Annotated in this window: 15 protein-coding genes and 1 pseudogene; 8 read left to right on the forward strand and 8 right to left on the reverse strand. The window is 56.4% G+C overall.

The window, feature by feature from the left end; all coding sequences use genetic code 11:
- Position 1: 1 nt before the first annotated feature.
- Both ACTJKV_RS11445 and ACTJKV_RS11450 read left to right on the forward strand, forming a co-directional pair.
- Positions 2-166, forward strand: coding sequence for a hypothetical protein (locus ACTJKV_RS11445; RefSeq protein ID WP_440598697.1), 165 nt, complete (start codon positions 2-4; stop codon positions 164-166).
- Between the two features lie 86 nt (positions 167-252).
- A complete protein-coding gene (locus ACTJKV_RS11450; RefSeq protein WP_440598698.1) occupies positions 253-582 on the forward strand; it encodes a hypothetical protein in 330 nt (109 codons plus the stop codon).
- Positions 583-1,193: 611 nt separating this feature from the next.
- Here the strand turns inward: ACTJKV_RS11450 and ACTJKV_RS11455 are convergent.
- Both ACTJKV_RS11455 and ACTJKV_RS11460 read right to left on the reverse strand, forming a co-directional pair.
- Positions 1,194-1,997, reverse strand: a complete 804-nt coding sequence (locus ACTJKV_RS11455; RefSeq protein ID WP_162741845.1) for an FkbM family methyltransferase — start codon at positions 1,995-1,997, stop codon at positions 1,194-1,196.
- 229 nt (positions 1,998-2,226) lie between these two features.
- Positions 2,227-3,084 carry a hypothetical protein gene (locus ACTJKV_RS11460; protein WP_440598699.1) on the reverse strand — a complete coding sequence of 286 codons (858 nt, stop codon included), beginning with the start codon at positions 3,082-3,084 and terminating at the stop codon, positions 2,227-2,229.
- A 175-nt stretch (positions 3,085-3,259) separates the two neighbouring features.
- Here ACTJKV_RS11460 and ACTJKV_RS11465 point away from each other — a divergent pair, with 175 nt between their 5' ends.
- Positions 3,260-3,442: a hypothetical protein gene (locus ACTJKV_RS11465; RefSeq protein ID WP_062427428.1), complete on the forward strand. Its 183-nt coding sequence runs from the start codon at positions 3,260-3,262 to the stop codon at positions 3,440-3,442.
- 256 nt (positions 3,443-3,698) lie between these two features.
- Here the strand turns inward: ACTJKV_RS11465 and ACTJKV_RS11470 are convergent, their stop codons facing one another.
- Complete coding sequence (locus ACTJKV_RS11470) at positions 3,699-3,953, reverse strand: hypothetical protein (RefSeq protein WP_274102491.1); 255 nt, start codon at positions 3,951-3,953, stop codon at positions 3,699-3,701.
- A 420-nt stretch (positions 3,954-4,373) separates the two neighbouring features.
- Here ACTJKV_RS11470 and ACTJKV_RS11475 point away from each other — a divergent pair.
- Both ACTJKV_RS11475 and ACTJKV_RS11480 read left to right on the forward strand, forming a co-directional pair.
- Positions 4,374-5,192 (forward strand): annotated as a pseudogene (locus ACTJKV_RS11475) (NAD kinase); the annotation flags it as partial.
- Positions 5,193-5,206: 14 nt separating this feature from the next.
- Complete coding sequence (locus ACTJKV_RS11480; protein WP_440598700.1) at positions 5,207-5,707, forward strand: hypothetical protein; 501 nt, start codon at positions 5,207-5,209, stop codon at positions 5,705-5,707.
- A 101-nt stretch (positions 5,708-5,808) separates the two neighbouring features.
- Here the strand turns inward: ACTJKV_RS11480 and ACTJKV_RS11485 are convergent, their stop codons facing one another.
- The 4 genes from ACTJKV_RS11485 to ACTJKV_RS11500 all read right to left on the reverse strand — a co-directional run bounded on the left by ACTJKV_RS11485 (position 5,809) and on the right by ACTJKV_RS11500 (position 11,669).
- Positions 5,809-6,273 carry an isochorismatase family protein gene (locus ACTJKV_RS11485; protein WP_113179720.1) on the reverse strand — a complete coding sequence of 155 codons (465 nt, stop codon included), beginning with the start codon at positions 6,271-6,273 and terminating at the stop codon, positions 5,809-5,811.
- Between the two features lie 159 nt (positions 6,274-6,432).
- Positions 6,433-7,564, reverse strand: a protein-coding gene (gene prfB / locus ACTJKV_RS11490; protein ID WP_194286714.1) for a peptide chain release factor 2 whose coding sequence is annotated in 2 segments (ribosomal slippage) — positions 6,433-7,494 and positions 7,496-7,564 — 1,131 coding nt in all. Because the reading frame shifts where the segments join, the coding sequence is not laid out codon by codon here.
- Positions 7,565-7,662: 98 nt separating this feature from the next.
- Positions 7,663-10,098 carry a penicillin-binding protein 1A gene (locus tag ACTJKV_RS11495; protein WP_062440904.1) on the reverse strand — a complete coding sequence of 812 codons (2,436 nt, stop codon included), beginning with the start codon at positions 10,096-10,098 and terminating at the stop codon, positions 7,663-7,665.
- A 305-nt stretch (positions 10,099-10,403) separates the two neighbouring features.
- On the reverse strand, positions 10,404-11,669 hold the full coding sequence (locus ACTJKV_RS11500; RefSeq protein WP_274102493.1) for an N-acetylmuramoyl-L-alanine amidase: 1,266 nt from the start codon (positions 11,667-11,669) through the stop codon (positions 10,404-10,406).
- 650 nt (positions 11,670-12,319) lie between these two features.
- Here ACTJKV_RS11500 and ACTJKV_RS11505 point away from each other — a divergent pair.
- Together ACTJKV_RS11505 and ACTJKV_RS11510 are read left to right on the forward strand one after the other, a co-directional pair.
- The gene (locus ACTJKV_RS11505; RefSeq protein ID WP_274102494.1) at positions 12,320-15,250 is read left to right on the forward strand and encodes an Rne/Rng family ribonuclease; all 2,931 of its coding nucleotides are present in this window, start codon (positions 12,320-12,322) and stop codon (positions 15,248-15,250) included.
- A 190-nt stretch (positions 15,251-15,440) separates the two neighbouring features.
- Entirely contained in the window at positions 15,441-16,352 is a 912-nt protein-coding gene (locus ACTJKV_RS11510) for an agmatinase (RefSeq protein WP_274102495.1), read from the forward strand.
- 110 nt (positions 16,353-16,462) lie between these two features.
- Here ACTJKV_RS11510 and ACTJKV_RS11515 read toward each other — a convergent pair whose 3' ends face one another.
- Positions 16,463-17,500 (reverse strand): aldo/keto reductase, encoded by a 1,038-nt coding sequence (locus ACTJKV_RS11515; RefSeq protein ID WP_440598701.1) that lies wholly within the window; start codon positions 17,498-17,500, stop codon positions 16,463-16,465.
- A 98-nt stretch (positions 17,501-17,598) separates the two neighbouring features.
- Here ACTJKV_RS11515 and ACTJKV_RS11520 point away from each other — a divergent pair, with 98 nt between their 5' ends.
- A complete protein-coding gene (locus ACTJKV_RS11520; protein ID WP_274102498.1) occupies positions 17,599-18,504 on the forward strand; it encodes a LysR family transcriptional regulator in 906 nt (301 codons plus the stop codon).
- Positions 18,505-18,535 lie beyond the last annotated feature (31 nt).

Genomic DNA, 18,535 nt, shown 5'->3' on the forward strand with positions numbered 1-18,535 from the left:
CATGGAAAATGAAATTGACCTATATTTGCAGTATGACGCCGAGGGCAATCTAACGGTGTCCGTCGTGCCGGATAATGGAAACACTCTCTTTATCCCTGCCGGCACCCCCCCAGTGGAACGCGACGACCGCATTAACTCCTTTAAGGCAGAGCAACAGGCCGTTTGACGCCAGCAAGCTAGTGCCAGAATGTTCAGGCTCATCGTCTCCGATCGGTCGAGCCACGAAACTGGTTTCGGAGATCTGGGGCTGAAATGACGATAATGGAATTCCTCGAAGCCACCGGCATCAAGTTCGGTGTAGCGACCGCCGGTTTCGCTGGCGGTCTTTTGCGTGCCCTTTCGCGGCGAAGCTTCACTTGGCGCGAAATGGTGCTCTCACCTCTCTGTGGGCTCCTCGCTGCGAGCTATCTCACAGCGCCGGTCCTGCATTACTTCTACAAGATTGGTTGGCCTCTGCCTGACGATCCAGTCACCACCATGCACGCCGCCGCGTTTCTGACCGGCACAAGTGCAATGTGGATTTCAGATCTTGCTCTTGAAGCTATCGTGCGCTGGCGCAACGATAACAGGCCAGCTAATTAGGTGTCGCAAGTTCATATCCACCCCTCAGGGTGGATATCTTTTACAGGCGTGGGATTTCGACGCGAAGCGGCAAAAGTCCCACAAATGCCCATCAGCAACCCTTTGATTAGGTTACGAGCAATAGTAACTCTTAATCAGCGGGTCGTAGGTTCGAGCCCTACATCACCCACCATTTTCTCTTCGCAAGTGTCTGACGTTTCAGACAATTTTGCAAAACCTTTCGATAAATAAGACGAAGTTTCAGGCGCGTTGCAGACAGTTTCTGTTCGCGCTGTTCGTTCTTGCACTCTTCCTCCCCCACGCATCGTGAGAACGACAACTGTCGGCCCAATGCAACGTCACACGGCGGATCATCCGCACGCCGCCAACATCGTCACCGTACGATAGAGGAAGTCAGAACTTGCTCGAAGGCAGGCAGCGTTCGGTTCGATATGATGACCCAACGACCCAATGTCTAACTGCCAGCGGCTTTCGATGTCCGTGATGAAATGAGAGCCGTTCAAGGCGCTGCGCCTTAAACATCGGCGAAGAACCGCCGTGACTCAACGCAAGTCGCGCTCGCGAACATGGACCTAAGCGCAAGGAGCGAATCTGAAAGATCGCGACAGGCTTCACATCTCGATCGTGTTGGAGATGGAAAAGACATTGGCACTTCTATGCACGAAATCCCGTCCCGTTGCGCTGATGACTTTGAGAAAGTTGCTGGAATTTGCCTGGCGCGGGAGCAACCAGTCATGCGTTTCTATGATCATCAGGGGAAATTTTTGGAGCCAACCGGTATTTGCCGAAAACAGGTCATCTTCGAAACCTTCAATGTCGATTTTGATGATGAAGGGCACATACTGATCGTAATCGGATAGGAGGCTCCCTATTGATGTAACGGGGATGTCACCCGTGCCATCCGGCTCGCGAGTCATCCTGAAGGCGTTGTTATCGCAATGCGGATCAGCAATCGTCACGAGGCCATCTACCGAGCCAACCGCCTTGTTGACCGCGATGACGTTGTTCAGCGAGGCGCAGTTTTTTCTAATCATCTCGACATTATTACGCTCGGGCTCAACAGCCACGAGCTTTGCGGCTGGAAACTCTCGAGCAAAAAATAAGGCGGAACAGCCAATATTGGCGCCGCAGTCGATGATCAAAGGAGTTTTATTTTGGGAGAGGGTTCGCTCATAAAACGCCACCAACTCGTCGTAGCGGCTCAGAAAGCGCAATTCGTAATCACTGTCGGTAAAAACCTGATCCGCGGTGATCGAATCGATGTGATCTCGAACCGACACGTACAAAAACCGCTTGGTTTGCTTATCGTAGAACGGGATCTTTCCCCGTTCAAAAGGTGATAGGCGAACAAATCTTCTATTCGCTATAACAAAGTTTCTGACAACATAGATCAGAAATCGAATATATCTCTTCAAAATTGCCCCCTGAGAAACCGCTTGCTGACCTGAACAAGACAATTGCTCCTTAAACTTCTTCTGGAAATTGACTTAACGACCCACCTATAGCCTAAGCTGACAACGAATATTCGAATAACAGGATTTAAGGTTACCACGGCTGGGCACGTGTCCCGCCGCTCCAAAAATTGCTGTCCGTAAAGGTCAAAAGACTGCAGTCGCCGACCGACCGATAACTAGTAGCTATTCTTCAGCCAGTGAAGGCTGCCACTTTCACCGTCAGCGCGTTATTTAAGGCTGGCGTCTGCCACTGCGCCGAGAAATAAGACGCACTCAGCAAGAAAATATCCGAGCCACACCAGCTTCTTGTCTGATGTCCGCAAAGACGTCTTATTCTTATCCATACTCCGCCAACATGAGACTGTTTACCAATATCGTGTTGTTGCTTGCGGGCGTTGCGGGAACCGGCTTCGTCTCCTTCTTTGTGGCAAGGACCGTCGTGCAGACTGCCACCTTCGGCACCTGCTTTGATGGCGGATGTGGATATGCCGCTGTATTTCTTGCTTTTCCGCTCGTCTGGTTCGTCACCTTCGCGCTCTATGTGATGGCCCTTCTCATTTGGCGAAAGCGCCCCTTTCGACAAAGCAGGGGCGACGCATAACCTGCTGCTCGAGGTTGACAGAATCTCTAATATAAAAGACTCTCCGTCGCGCTGGGGGATTCGTGGCTTGATATCGCTTGACGTCGTTACGACGTTGGGCTTCAAAAGCTTGTGAATTTCACGTATGTCCCTACATCGGGGAGTGGGATATGCGCCAGAATGGAGTGCTGAATGCGCGCTTTGATCAATCCACCGTCGCTCAAGATCGACACTATGGATTACCAGGCTGAATGCCAGTTCGCTCTCGAGCCTTCCATCAATGGACTGCTTGAGGTTGCCGAAAGTGCGGGCTGGGATCGTCAACACGCAGCTCTTGCTATTGTTGCGCTGGCAAGCGGTCGCCTGTCCGAAGACAGTTTCTTGGAAGACCGCGCCCTCTCCTGAAAATGGAAAGTTGCAGTGTGAAAGATGAAAGGTCCGGCCACGCCGGGCCTTTTTCTTTTTCACCTTGAACGGTCCGTTTCGAAGTCGCGACCTTTACTTGTGGTCGCCGCTTCGCAAACGATATCCTAATTCTCACATTGATCCCGACCTCAACATAGGCCTACGCGTCCACGAATCGCAATCCCTTGACAATCCTGGCTCAAAATGAGAACATAGAGAGAACAAACAGGAGTTCACGATGACGACGTCAGAGAGATCCATTGAGCAGGCACTCGCTCTTGTTGCTCAATCCCGAGATTTGAGAGAACGCGCTGAAGCGCGTCGCCGCGATTTGCGCCGCAAGACGGAGATGATCGCAAAGCCACTTTACATTCTGAAAAAGAATGGCGGTCGGCAGCTTTCTCTCAAGCTCGACTCCTAGGAGACGCTCAGAGACGCGTGGGTCGTGAAAGGTTGTGCGTGGGATAGGCAGCGATATCTTGTCTTGAGAGAGACGCAAGCGATCGCAGTTTGATGTGGTGTCCGCGGAGAGCTGGAGCCAATTAATAGCCCCACACATAAAAATCCCGCGCCAAATGTCTTTGGACGCGGGATGTATCAAGCACGATGCGTAGATCAAAGAAGACACAGCGTCATTGTGGCGTCCTACAGGACGCATTGCGCTCTCATCAGGTGTATCACTGCATCCGCGCCAATGCGCTCTCAGGAGAGGCAACAACCGCGGTTTCCACATTGCCTGGCAGCCTTTCCATTTTTCTCAAAACCAGAACCGGTTTCTGAGCGGGCTCGGTTGGCGGCGCGATGCTTGCCGTCTTGAACTCCCGATCGACGCCTGGGGCGGCGGCCGTTGTTTCGATGCCCTTTACACATTCTGCGAACGCTGCGCCTGCGGAAAGGACCATGGCAGCGGCGATGATGAGAACTTTCTTCATGTCATTCCCCTTCGCTATCTCTATGGCGTTCCGGCTACCGGTCATCGGCAGCGTTAAGTCACGCCAGGTTTCGACTAAGTCTTTGCCAGTTTAGACGCACTCTTAAGACCCCTGCGGAAGATCATTGCCACATAGGTACCTGTAAGAGGGACGATAATGGGTTTGTATGTGGTAATGGAGGCCTTGTTCGCGGCCTCAAGAATTCTTCGGCGACCAGAAGTACCTTGCGAGGTCATGTTACAATCTCCATTGTGCTGAAAGAACGGGGAGAGTTTGCTTTTGTTCCGGCCTTCGCGGGTCGGTTGTTAATAATTATGGCGCGAATGCGAATCGGGCTGCCTCTGGCGGCCTGGGCAGTGGCGCGAAGGGCACCGTGGAAAGCGGCAGGTAACCGCTTGCGCCTCGAAAGAGCTTGTCCATCAGGTGTCTCTTCATGTACCAGAGATCATCAATCGGGATGGCCGCATGTCGCGTTCAGTGCATAAAATTTCCTTCGTCGCTTCGTCCGCAGACCACGCGCAGGCCGCGAGAGAAGAACTGATCCGCGAATATGGCAATGCCTCGTTCGACGAAGCGGATGTGATCGTCGCGCTCGGCGGCGATGGTTTCATGCTCCAGGTCTTGAATGAGACGATGAATCTCGGAAAGCGTGTCTACGGCATGAACCGCGGCTCCGTCGGTTTCCTGATGAACGATTACAGGCTGGGGCGGCTGCATGAACGCATTGCCGTGGCGACCGGCAATGATTTCCATCCGCTCAGAATGACGACGGTAGACGAGGACGGCAACGAGGTGTCCGCCCTGGCGATGAACGAGGTCAGCCTCTTCCGCCAGTCTCACCAGGCAGCAAAGCTTCGCGTCGACATCGACGGCAAGACGCGTCTGGAGGAGCTGATCTGCGACGGCGTGATGGTCGCGACGCCCGCTGGCTCCACGGCTTACAACTTTTCAGCCCATGGCCCGATCCTGCCGCTGGAATCCCCGCTTCTTGCGCTGACACCTGTCAGCCCGTTCCGCCCGCGGCGCTGGCGCGGCGCACTCCTGCCCAATAAGGTGACCGTCGACATCCACGTTCAAGAAGGCGAAAAGCGTCCGGTAAACGCCGTTGCCGATCACCGCGAGGTGAAATCGGTGCGCAGCGTCAAGATCGCGCTTTCTCAGGATCGGACGGCCAGAATTCTCTCTGATCCGGATCGCTCCTGGTCGGACCGAATTCTCGCCGAACAGTTCACCAACTGATGAAGGACATGACCATGAAAGCCCTCCTTGCCGCAGCCCTATTGCTTGGTAGCGTCAGTCAGGCCTTCTCGCAGATGCCGGGCATAGATGCGCTGCCCGTGTCGACCATATTTGTTACCAGCAACGGCATGTGGGAACGCGAGGCCGTGGAGGACACAGCAAAGTCCTCACAGACGACAGATAAGAGCGCGTCGACGCGTCCAGAGCCCACGCGCGGCTACTACAAGGTCGTCGCCATGCGCCAGCCAGATGGTACCGCGAAGATCTATCTCCAGCAGATCGCCTACACCGCGAATGGCCCTTCCCTCGTCGAGACCCTCGAGCTTGAAGAATTCACGCAGATGAAGGCCTATGTGACGGATATCCGCCCTGAAAGCTCGGCCGGCGCGTCCAGTCTTCCCGGTCTGTTCGTCACCGTCCATCTGAAGACCGACCCGGCTCAAAAGGAGCCGGACGCATGGACCATTATCATCGATGAGTTGGGCGACATGAAAATCGAGAAAGCGTCGAACTAGACCTAAGGCGCCGTGGCTCGGCGTATCTTCCTCAAACGGGCTGGCAAGAGCATCAGCACAACGCCGTCTCTCTATCTCGCACCTACCCTCTCCGGAGTGCCTCAAATCTCGTCTGGCCCACTCAGCACCGCGCCAAAGTGATGCTTCCAGAGACGAGCACCGAGCGCGCCCGTTCGGTCGAGACTGGATCCCACCGTCAGCCAGGGCAGCAGCGTGGGAGAGAGCCCCGCATCGAAGAAGGCAAAGCCGGCCGCCAGCACACAGGTATCCGCCTGTATCCCACAAACGAGAACCCGATCAAGCTGCAGCGACAGAAGATAATCGACAGCTTCCCTTGGCGGTGCATAGCCATATTTGATGAAGACGCGGTCCGCGACCACAAGCGACTCGTCGTTTTGGCCGGGCGTCCAGCCCAGTTGCCGCTGAAAAGGCGTGATGCTCTCATCGTGCCGCTCGACGCTCGCTATGCTCGGCATCCTGATAGCGAGTGTTGCGATCTCCTCGACAAGGCGTGACGGCGGATTGAAGCTTGGTTGCACATCAACAATATAGAGAGCCTGTTTCACTGCAATCTCCTCAAGCCTCGAATAGCACTAAAGCTTTTTGAATCGACACATCGTGCTTTCCGAAAATCGAGTCTGATTTTCGGGCCGATGCTGTAAATGAAAAACCTCCCGCAGCAAGCGCCACGGGAGGTTCTGGTATCGAAATTGATGCTGCCGCCATCAATCGATGTCGGAGACTTCCACACCGGCCCCGCCACTGATGCGGTGAGCAAGGGCTGCCTCCATGAATTCGTTCAGATCGCCATCCAGGACGCTGCTTGGCGACGTGCTTTCCACGCCCGTGCGCAGGTCCTTGACCAGCTGATAGGGCTGCAAAACGTAAGAGCGGATCTGATGACCCCAGCCGATATCCGTCTTCGATGCAGCCTGCGCATTGGCAGCCTCTTCGCGCTTCTGCAACTCTACCTCATAGAGGCGCGAGCGTAGCATTTCCCACGCCTTGGCGCGGTTCTTGTGCTGCGAGCGCTCCTGCTGGCAGGCAACCGCAATACCGGTCGGAATATGCGTGATACGCACAGCGGAGTCGGTGGTGTTGACGTGCTGACCGCCGGCACCGGACGAGCGATAGGTATCGATGCGGCAATCGCTTTCGTTGATGTCGATCTGGATCGAGTCGTCCACGACGGGATAAACCCAGATGGACGAGAACGACGTATGACGACGCGCATTGCTGTCATAGGGCGAGATGCGCACCAGGCGGTGAACACCGGATTCGGTCTTCATCCAGCCGAAGGCATTGTGGCCCTTCACCAGAATGGTCGCAGATTTGATGCCGGCCTCTTCGCCGTCATGCACTTCAAGAACTTCCACCTTGAAGCCCTGACGCTCGGCCCAGCGGGTATACATGCGCAAAAGCATGCTCGCCCAGTCCTGGCTTTCCGTACCGCCGGCGCCTGAATGCACTTCGACATAGGTGTCGTTGGAATCGGCTTCGCCCGAAAGCATCGCTTCCACCTGACGGCGGTTTGCTTCGCTGCGCAGCGCCTTCAGCGCCTCTTCGGCCTCGCGCACGATGTCCTCGTCGCCCTCGGCCTCACCCATCTCGATCAATTCGATATTGTCGTTGACCTGCTGCTCGAGCGATCGGACACCATTGATGGATTCATCCAGCTGCTGGCGTTCGCGCATCAGCTTCTGCGCTTCGCCGGCATCGTTCCAGAGGTTCGGATCCTCTGCCTTGTTGTTCAACCAGTCCAGTCGTCTTATCGCCTGGTCCCAGTCAAAGATGCCTCCTCAGCAGGCTTATGGCCTGCTTGATTTCGTCGACTACGTTTACGATTTCATTGCGCATTTCGCAGATTCTTCGCCTTCTTGAAAAACTGCTTGGGTGAATAAATGCGAGGGGCGCGGATGTAAAGACCCGCGCCCCTCGCCTTGTGTTGATTTGATTTAGTAGAGGCCGCCGCCGCCGCCAGTGATGGCCTGCTGCGCCTGCGGGGACTCCCGCAAAATGTCTTCCTGAGACATGTTGCCATCCATACCGATGACATTGAAGCTAGATGCAGGACCGGTACCAGGCTTGAAGGCTTCCATGATCGTGTCAGGCTCGCCCTCCATCGCCGCCATGCCCGTCTTGCGGTTGACAGCGACGAAATTCATGCCGTTCGGTACGATGAACTTGCTGTGCGGCAGATGCTTTGCTGCCTGGGAAATGAACTCGCCGAAGATCGGTGCTGCGAGCGAACCGCCGGTGCCGCCACGGCCGAGAGGTGCCGGGCTATCGAAACCGATGTAAAGCCCTGCCACGAGATCCGGTGTGTAACCGACGAACCAGGCATCCTTTTCATCATTGGTGGTGCCGGTCTTGCCCGCAACAGGCAGATCAACCTTGATCTTGCCGGCAGCCGTACCACGCTGGACGACGCCTTCCATCATGGACGTGACCTGATAAGCCGTCATCGGGTCGAGAACCTGCTCGCGCTTGTCGACGATGGTCGGCTCGTTCTGATTCTGCCACACCGTCGCATTACAGCCTTCGCAGGCGCGGTCCTCATGACGGAAGATGGTCTTGCCGTAGCGGTCCTGAATACGGTCGATCACGGTCGGCTTGATCTGCTTGCCGCCATTGGCGATCACGGAATAGGCCGAGACCATGCGCATGACAGTGGTTTCGCCCGAACCGAGCGACATGGCAAGCAGCGGCGGCATCTTGTCGTAGATGCCAAAGCTGTCGGCATATTCCGCCACCAGGTTCATGCCCATGTCCTGTGCCAGACGCACCGTCATCAGGTTGCGAGACTTTTCGATGCCAAGACGAAGCGTGGACGGACCTGCGACCTCGCCACCGTAGTTCTGCGGCCGCCAGACTTCACCACCGGAAACAACCTCAAGCGGTGCATCCATGACGACCGAAGCCGGCGTATAGCCATTGTCGAGTGCTGCTGCGTAGATGAACGGCTTGAAGGACGAACCGGGCTGACGCATGGCCTGTGTCGCGCGGTTGAATTCCGACTGCGCGTAGGAGAAGCCGCCGACAATCGCAAGAACACGACCGGTATGCGGATCCATCACCACCATGCCGCCCTGCACTTTCGGCGGCTGGCGAAGGCGATAGGAATTGCCCTGGCCAGAGATTTGCTCGACATAGACGACATCGCCGGCCTTCAGCACGCCAGCCGGAGACTTGGCCGTGCTGCGCTGCCCCTTGGAGTCGCGATAAGCCCATTTCATATCGTCCGGCTTGATCCGGCCGCGCGCATTCTTATCGGCAGCATCGCTATCCGCGTCCGGACGGAGACCGACATCGACGCCATCTGCCGTTGCGGCCAGCACCACGGCCATGCGCCACTCGGGCACATCGCGCAAAGGCTTCAACTTGGAAAGCGCCGCTGCCCAGTCGCCATTGATGTCGATCTGATCGATTGGGCCATGGAAACCGCGGCGCTCATCATAATCGATGAGACCATCCTGTAGCGCCTTGCGCGCTTCCATCTGGATTTCCGGATCGAACGACGTGCGCACCGAAAGACCGCCCTTGAGCAGCTTGTCTGCACCGAACTGATCGACGATCTGGCGGCGCACTTCTTCGGCGAAATAATCCGAACCGGCAAGCTGCGGGCCACCACGACGAACGTTCACACCCAGCGGCTGCTGCTTGGCCTCTTCAGCATCCGCCTTGGTGATATAGCCGTTCTCGGCCATGCGATCGATCACCCAGTTGCGGCGTTCGACAGCGGCCTTCTCGCGACGGAACGGATGGTAGTTCGCCGGACCCTTCGGCAGCGCTGCGAGATAGGCCGTCTCGGCAATAGTCAGTTCGGTAACGGACTTGTTGAAATAGGTCAGCGAGGCGCTGGCAATACCGTAGGAATTCAGCCCGAAGAAGATTTCGTTGAGGTAAAGCTCTAGAATCTTGTCCTTGCTGTATGCCTGCTCGATGCGGAATGAAAGAATGGCTTCCTTCGCCTTGCGCTCCATCGTCTGCTCGTTCGTCAGCAGGAAGTTCTTCGCCACCTGCTGGGTGATGGTCGAGCCGCCCTGCGTCGGGCCGCCCGTCACATAGGCAAGGGCCGCACGCGCAAAGCCGGTCACGTCGATGCCGGGATGCTGATAGAAATTCTTGTCTTCCGCCGAAAGGAATGCGGCCTTGACGCGATCCGGGATAGCCTGGATCGGCAGGAACAGGCGTCGCTGTTCGGCATATTCCGTCATCAGCGCGCCATTGCCCGCGTGAACGCGGGTCGTCACTGGCGGCTCGTAGCTGTTCAGAACCGCATAGTCAGGCAGATCCTTCGTGATCGTTACCAGGTAAAGGGCAACGCCAGCCGCGACCACGAGAAAAAGCGTGCTCGCCAAGCCGAAGAAATATCCAATCAGTCTGATCATATGAGGCTACCGATACTTCGAATCGCACTTTGCGCCTGCCCGTAGGCGCGCAATTTTACATGTAGCGTGCCGTTTTGCACACCGCTTAACCGATGACAAGTCGGGGATTAAGCATTCCCGCTCATGTTATCGAGAGATAGTGTCCGCGCAATCGCAAGCGAGTCCCGCTCTGCTGCCGAATCCTGATGCCGAGTAACGCGTTGAATGTGAGTAAAATAGGGCTTTGCCCATCAAATGCGAATGCGGAGCGATCAAGTTGCTCCGCTTTTTGACGACCGTCGCAAAAGCATCACTGCACTTATAGCTCAGCCGCCATTGGCTAGAGCCTGGGCGCGATACTTGGTCACCGCCTCGGCCAGACGTTCAGCCACCTTGTCGCGCCAACTTTCATCGAGAAGCAGCTTTTCATCCTCCGGATTAGAGAGAAAACCGAGTTCCAAGAGCACCGACGGCACATCATGGGCGCGCAGCACCTGGAAACCGGCATAACGATGCGGATTGTTGATCAGCCCCACCTGCCCCTCGAAGGAGGAAACGATGTTTTCCGCAAGCGTCACGGAGAAGGCCTGCGTCTCCCGTCGCGTCAAATCGAGCAGGATATCGGCCACTTCCGGCTGCGCATTGGAGACCGTCACACCTGCGATCTGGTCGGAGAGGTTTTCACGCTCCGCAAGATTCTGCGCCATGCGGTCCGATGCGCGGTCTGAGATCGTATAAACCGTCGCGCCCCGGATGCCTTTCTGGCTCAGCGTGTCCGCATGAACGGAAATGAAAAGATTGGCGCTGTGCTGGCGCGCAATCGTTACGCGTTCGGAAAGCGCCAGGAACGTGTCGTCATCGCGCGTCAGAAAGGCCTTGATTCCAGGCAGACGGTTGAGACGATCTGTCAGTTGCTTGGCGAAAGAAAGCGTGATGACCTTTTCATCCGTGCCGCTGACGCCGCCCTTCGCGCCCGCATCGATACCGCCATGGCCGGCATCCACGGCAATGACGAAATCGGACTGGCGCGGCGAGGTCTGGATGATATCGGGTGTAACCGATGCGGTGGTCGCCGGTGCGAGCGCCTGCCAATCCTGGTTCTTCAAAAGATCGGCGAATTTCTGTTTGGACGCGATTTCGGTGTCGAGAACGAAGCGGAAGATTTTGCCGCCTTCTTCGGGCTGAACCTTGGCGATGGCCACCTGAACAGGTTTCTTTGCGGTCAACACCAGACGCGCGCTCCCCTCGCCCATGCTACCGAAGCGGATGTCGCTGAAAAGCCCGGTCGCCTTCAGATCGTTTGTGGGAAAGGCAAAGCTGACAGCGGGCAAGTCCACCACGATCCGCGCTGGCGAATCGAGATAGTGCACCTCGAATTCAGGCTCAGCGTTGAAATCGAGCACGACGCGTGTACGCGCCTCGTCGCCGATGATGCGAGCGGCGTTCGCAACGAGCTGAGGCGCCGCATGAGCCTGTTCGCCTGCGACAAAAGCAAGGAACAGGACGGGGAAAGCTGCTCGCGCATAACGAGTGATTCGCGAAAACAAAGCTCGCCTAGTTGATGTCCCTGCCGCCCGCGCCTGAGTTTTCATGGTCGCCAATATCTTTTAAGTTTTATGTCGTTTATGCGAAAATCATCGGCTTCTCAGCCGAAATTGCCGTCTTCCCCTGATGAAGATGGCCTTATTCGCGCTTGGCTGCAACATTCGCAAGCCTTGATGAAGCATTTCTTAACCGCGAAATTCCATCAATGATATGACATATTTAGCCTGCCTATTGCTATTATGACGGAGAAACCATACAACACGATTGAGGGTTAAAAATGTTGACGGGATAGATTCCCGCCGGCTGCCAATCGAGAATGACTCTGGCGCTGAATTTCGGGCAATCATCTGCCGTCGCTTCATTTTTATCCTGAAACTGGATCAATCCGGCTGTGGCCGGAGACATACCCGGTGGCATGCCACCGCTCGCTCTGAGGAGAGCATTTTCATCGGACTCTCAGGAGTCTATTTATTATAGTCGTTCTCGCTTGGCCAATGATGTCGTTGCAGCAGCTTTCATACGAACCGGATACAGGGAGCAGGCAAGTTGCCTTGCACGTTGTCCGGATGCTGCCAGTTTACATGCGTCGGGCGGAACACTTCATTTCCGGCACACCCTTGGAAAAAGATGAAAGGCCTGTCCCTGCGGCGGGCCTATTCTCGTATATGACAAGGCTGCGCCGAGGAGCACAGCTTACATGGCAGACAAAATGCTTATCGACGCCTCCCACGAAGAGGAGACGCGCGTAGTCGTTGTTCGTGGAAATCGCATTGAAGAATTCGATTTCGAGTCCGAACATAAAAAACAGATACGCGGCAATATCTATCTGGCGAAGGTGACACGCGTCGAACCGTCGCTTCAGGCAGCCTTCGTGGATTACGGCGGCAACCGCCATGGATTTTTGGCCTTTGCCGAAATTCACCCCGACTATTACCAGATTCCGCTGGCCGATCGGCAGGCGCTTCTAAAGGCGGAAGCCGAAGAGCATCGCCGTGGCGATGACTTCGAACCGGCTGACGCCCCTAACGAACCCGCAGTCGATCTTTCCAAGGCCGACCAGCCGGATATCGGCATTGTGCCGACATCTGAGGAGAAGGCTGAAGACACAGCTGCTTCCGAACAGGTCGTAGCCTCCGAGGAAACCGTCGCTATTACGGAAGAAGCGGTTGCCGAAGAGCAGCCTGCGGAAGAAGAAAAGCCGAAGAAGCGCACGCGCCGTCCCCGCGCAAAGAAGAAAACCGAGGCTGAAGAGGCTACGGCCGAAGCGTCTGCCGATGAAGCCGCCGACGAGGATGGCTCCAAGGGCGGCGAAATGGCAGCCATGGTCGACACCGACTCGATTTCCGAAGACGTTGAGCGTGTCGGCGATGACGATGATGATGACGACGACGATCATCACGAGAAGGAAGTCATCGAGTCGGTCGGCGCCGAAGACGCGATGGAAGAAGTTCCAGACCGCGCCATGCGCAAGCCGCGCAAGCAGTACCGCATTCAGGAAGTCATCAAGCGTCGCCAGATCCTGCTCGTTCAGGTTGCCAAGGAAGAGCGTGGTAACAAGGGCGCAGCACTGACGACCTATCTGTCACTCGCCGGACGTTACTCCGTTCTGATGCCGAACACGGCACGTGGCGGCGGTATTTCCCGCAAGATCACCCAGCCAGCCGACCGCAAGCGCCTGAAGGAGATTGCCCGCGATCTCGAAGTGCCGAACGGCATGGGCGTTATTCTGCGCACCGCCGGTGCCAACCGCACCCGCGTCGAAATCAAGCGCGACTTCGAATATCTGATGCGTCTGTGGGAGAACGTTCGCACGCTGACGCTGAACTCCACAGCACCTTGCCTCGTGTACGAGGAAGGCTCGCTGATCAAGCGTTCGATCCGCGATCTCTACAACAAGGACATCAGCGAGATCATCGTGTCCGGTGAAGAAGGTTATCGTGAAGCGAAAGACTTCATGAAGATGCTGATGCCGAGCCACGCCAAGGTGGTTCAGCCCTACCGCGACATTCATCCGATCTTCTCGCGCTCCGGCATCGAAGCGCAGCTCGACCGCATGCTTCAGCCGCAGGTTACGCTGAAATCCGGTGGCTATCTGATCATCAATCAGACCGAAGCCCTGGTTTCGATCGACGTGAACTCCGGTCGCTCGACCCGCGAACATTCGATCGAAGAGACGGCACTCGCAACCAATCTCGAGGCTGCGGAAGAAGTCGCCCGTCAGCTTCGCCTGCGTGACCTTGCTGGTCTGGTCGTCATCGACTTCATCGACATGGAAGAAAAGCGGAACAACCGCTCTGTCGAAAAGAAGCTGAAGGATTGCCTCAAGAACGACCGCGCTCGCATTCAGGTTGGCCGTATTTCGCATTTCGGCCTTCTGGAAATGTCGCGCCAGCGCATCCGCGCTTCGGTTCTCGAATCCACCACTCAGATCTGCTCGCATTGCGGTGGCACGGGCCATGTGCGCTCGGAATCCTCCATCGCGCTGCACGTGCTGCGTGGTGTCGAAGAATACCTGCTGCGCAACACGACGCACAACATCACGGTGCGCACGACGCCTGAAACGGCGCTCTACCTGCTCAACCACAAGCGTGGCACCATTGTTGATTATGAAGAACGCTTCGGCGTTTCGATCATCATCGCGGCGGACGCCAGCGTCGGTGCTCAGCACTTCGCCATCGACCGTGGTGAAGCCGTCGAAAATCCGGTGAAAATCGAAAACCTTCTGCAGGCTCTCCCGACCTTCGAGGAAGACGAAGACGATATCGTCATCGAAGCCGAGGAGGACGAAGAAGACGAAGAAGAAGTCGTAGCGAAGGCGCAGACTAGCGAGCCACGCCAGCCCCAGGCTGAAAATGGTGAAGACGGCAAGCGCAAGCGCAAGCGTCGTCGTCGCCGTCGTGGCAAGGGCAACGGCCAGAACGGCGACGTTCAGGCAGATGCCAATGACGACGCATCCGGCGAAGGCGATGAGGAAGATGGCGACGACGCCACCGAAGATCAGGCTGACGCCACAGAGCCACGCGCTGAAGGCGACAATGCCGGTCAGGACGAAGGCAAGCGCAAGCGCCGTCGTCGTGGCAAGCGTGGCGGCCGTCGCAACCGTGACGAAAATGGCAACCTGCTGGACGCCGAAAATGGCGACGGTGATCAGGGCGATGCCGATGACGGCGTTGACGATGGCGACGTAGCGGATGCAGCCGAAGGCGTAGAGCCGGCGGCCGCTGTCGAGGCTGAAACGCCGCAGGTTGAAGAGGCCGAAAAGCCGAAGAAGCCCCGTCGCACCCGCAAGGCCAAGGAGAAGGCTGAAACGGTTGTCGAGGCAACGGTTGAAGCGGAAGCACCGGTCGTTGCGGCACCAGTGGCGGACGCCGCCCCTGCTCCGCAGGAAGAAGCGCCCGCTGACGTAGCGCCTGCTGCGCCAACCCCTGCTCCGCAGGCTGCTGAAGCTGCCGTTGAGGCGACGCAAGAGGAAGGGGACGATGCTGCAAAGCCGACCCGCGCCAACCGCGGCGATAACGTTTCATCGTCCGAACCGGTCGTTACCTCCTCCGGCAAGAACGACAGCCCCGATGGCGAAGAGCCAAAGCCCCGCAAGGGCGGCTGGTGGCAGCGCAAGGGTTTCTTCTAAGCCCTGAACTACAGCTATGAGAATCAAGACCCCGAGATTGGATTTCCAGTCTCGGGGTTTTCGTTTTCTGTTTGAAGAGATGGTGGGCGCGTGTCGCGATCATCCAGATTGGCTCCCACGCTTTGACACCGTATTCGTCGCGAGACATCATCGCCGCATTGGCGACAGCTTGAGCAGGATTGGTCACAGAATGAGCGCTGCAAATTCGTTTCTTGGGCTCCCTTCAGAGCTCGCTGACGGCAATCCCGCACGCATGGTGATCTTCGGCGTGGAACATGGCAGTGCCTATCCGGATCAAGACAGCGGTGGCCATGAAACAGCGGCCGATCAGATCAGAGCGGCAAGCCAGGAAGATGCGCCGTTGATCGCCCACTGGGATTTCGATCTCGGTGGCCCACTCTTCAAAGGCGGTCCGATAAACTGCATCGATGTTGGCAACATTAAAACTGTGATGCGTGACAATGAAGGCAATCGACAGCGCATAGAAGCGAAGACGCGAGAAGTCCTAGCCTCCAGTGCTGTTCCCATCCTCATCGGCGGCGACTGCTCCGTCACCTTTCCGTTTCTTGCTGCGTTCGAGACATCCGGACCTGTCTGGATCTTGCAGATCGACGCGCATATCGACTGGCGTGACGAGGTTCAGGGAGAACGCTACGGATATTCAAGCTCCATGCACCGAGCGAGCGAGATGGCGCATGTGGTCGGCATGGTGCAGGTCGGACTTCGAAGTGTCGGTAGCGCGAGGAAAGCCGATGTCGAAGCGGCACAAGGCTACGGAAGCCACTTTGTGACGGCGAGAGAAATTCACGCAGGCGGAGTGGCTGCGGCTCTTCGTGCTATTCCAAAGGATGCTCAAGTCGTCATCACGCTTGACTGCGACAGCCTCGATCCGAGTATCATGCCGGGCGTCGCCGCAAGAACGCCGGGCGGTCTCACCTACACCCAGATTATCGATCTGATTTCTGGTGTTGCCGGCAAAGCGAAAATCGCCGGGTTTAACCTCGTCGAGTTTTATCCGCCCGCCGACATTGACGGCCTATCGGCCCTCACAGCGTCCCGCGTTCTCGTCAACGCGATCGGAGCGGTGATCCGCCAGATCTGAGGCACTATCATCGTAGCGGTAAAATCCCGGGCCTTTGGAATTCTACCGAACGCTTGAAAACTCAGTCCTCTGTTTTTCAAAAAGACTCAAGGCCGGCACACCTTGATCCTTCAGCCGACAAGAGGTGGATCAAGCCGCGCAAAGCCTGCCTGCTGCCGATAGGGAAAATGGGGATAGGGAGCGGACACGGCACTGGCTTGATCGAGAGCTGCAATCTGCTCACGTGTCAGGCTCCAATCGAGAGCGCTGAGATTGTCCTTGAGTTGAGCTTCGTTTCTAGCACCAATGATCACAGACGATACGGTGGGGCGACTGAGCAGCCAATTGAGCGCGACTTGCGGCACGGTCTTCGCCGTCTCGTTCGAGATGGTTTCAAGCGCATCAATAACACGATACATATAATTGTCCTCAACCGGTGGACCGAAACTTGCCGTGGCATGCAAACGACTTGTTTCAGGCAACGGCACGCCCCGCCTTATTTTCCCGGTCAAACGACCCCATCCGAGTGGGCTCCAGACAATTGCGCCCAGGCCCTGATCTTGTCCCAGCGGCATGAGATCCCACTCGTAATCCCGACCGATAAGCGAGTAATAGACCTGATTGGCGACGTATCTCGGCCATCCATAACGGTCGGCCACTGCAAGCGACTTCATGATTTGCCAGCCAGAAAAATTCGAGACACCGACGTATCGAACCTTTCCCGAGCGAACCAGCATGTCCAGCGTTGACAGGACCTCCTCTATCGGTGTCGCAGCATCGAAGGCATGAAGTTGGAGCAAGTCGATGTAGTCCGTTTGAAGCCGTTTCAGCGCATCATCGACCGAGCGCAACAATCTGAAGCGGGACGATCCGGCCTCATTCGGGCCATCTCCCATTGGAAGGCTGGTTTTGGTCGAGATAAGCACCTCGTCCCTGCGTCCTTTGATCGCCTCACCGAGGATCTCCTCCGATGCGCCGTTGGAGTAAACATCAGCCGTATAGAAAAGATTGACACCTGCATCAAGACAAATATCGACAAGACGTCGAGCCTCGATTGCGTCCGAGTTGCCCCAGTTGCTAAACAGCGACCCAGACCCACCAAACGTGCCTGCGCCAAAGCTAAAAGCAGGCACTTTGAGCCCGGACCTTCCAAGTGATCGATAGTCCATATTTGTCTTCCTTTTTGAGAACTACCGCAATTCATAGACAGTCCTCATAAAATGAAATAGAGCACCAAAAGGAACCTCACTTGTGACGTGAATTCATCATGGCCAGACACGAGATCAATCGCTTTACGGAGATGGAAGTTTTCGTAACCGTCATTGAGACGGGCGGTTTTTCTGCTGCAGCGAGGCAGGTACGTCTAACGCCCTCCGCCATTAGCAAATTGATCGCACGCCTTGAGGCGAGGCTGGGAACCAGGCTATTCAATCGCTCTACCCGACAATTTCAGCTGACGCCTGAAGGATGCACGTTCTACGAGGCGGCAAAGCGTATACTCGCGGACCTCAGCGAAGCGGAGCAGAGAGCAAGCCAGGGTGAGAGACCGGCAGGGCGTGTTCGCATCAGCACCAGCGCCTCATACTTGAACCACGTGCTGGCACCCATCGTGCCACAATTCATGGTGCTCTATCCTGCTGTTACTCTGGACATCTCACTCACCGATGCATTGGTTGATCTATTGGCCGAGCGCACCGACATAGCCATTCGAACCGGGCCTTTGAAAACATCCAGCTTGATTGCTCGCAAGCTCGGAGAAACGGCTCGGACAATTGTGGCCGCGCCATCCTATCTCGAACAATATGGCCAACCACGTCATGTCGCGGACCTGAAAAGCCACAACCTGCTGGGTTTCAGCTATGTACGATCAGAGCCGGGCTGGACGCTCAGCGAAGATAATCACTCCGTCGTGGTGCCCGTCGCCGGACGTGTCCAGATCAGCGATGGAGAAGGCGTTCGAAGGCTCGCTGTCGCAGGTGCAGGCCTGGCTATGCTGGCTGACTTCACCGTCCGCGACGACGTCACTGCCGGACGACTTGCGCCGGTCCTGTCTCACTGCAACACGGGAGACACAGAGGTCTTTTACGCCGTCTATATTGGAGAAGGGGGCCCGCTCCCTGCGCGCATCAGGGTCGTCTTGGATTTTCTGTCCGAACATGGAAAAGTTCGATAATCACCAACAAGCTGGATGATGAAAACCGCGC

Origin of the sequence: Agrobacterium sp. 22117 (genome assembly GCF_052045735.1) — a bacterium.
Lineage (GTDB): Bacteria > Pseudomonadota > Alphaproteobacteria > Rhizobiales > Rhizobiaceae > Agrobacterium > Agrobacterium cavarae.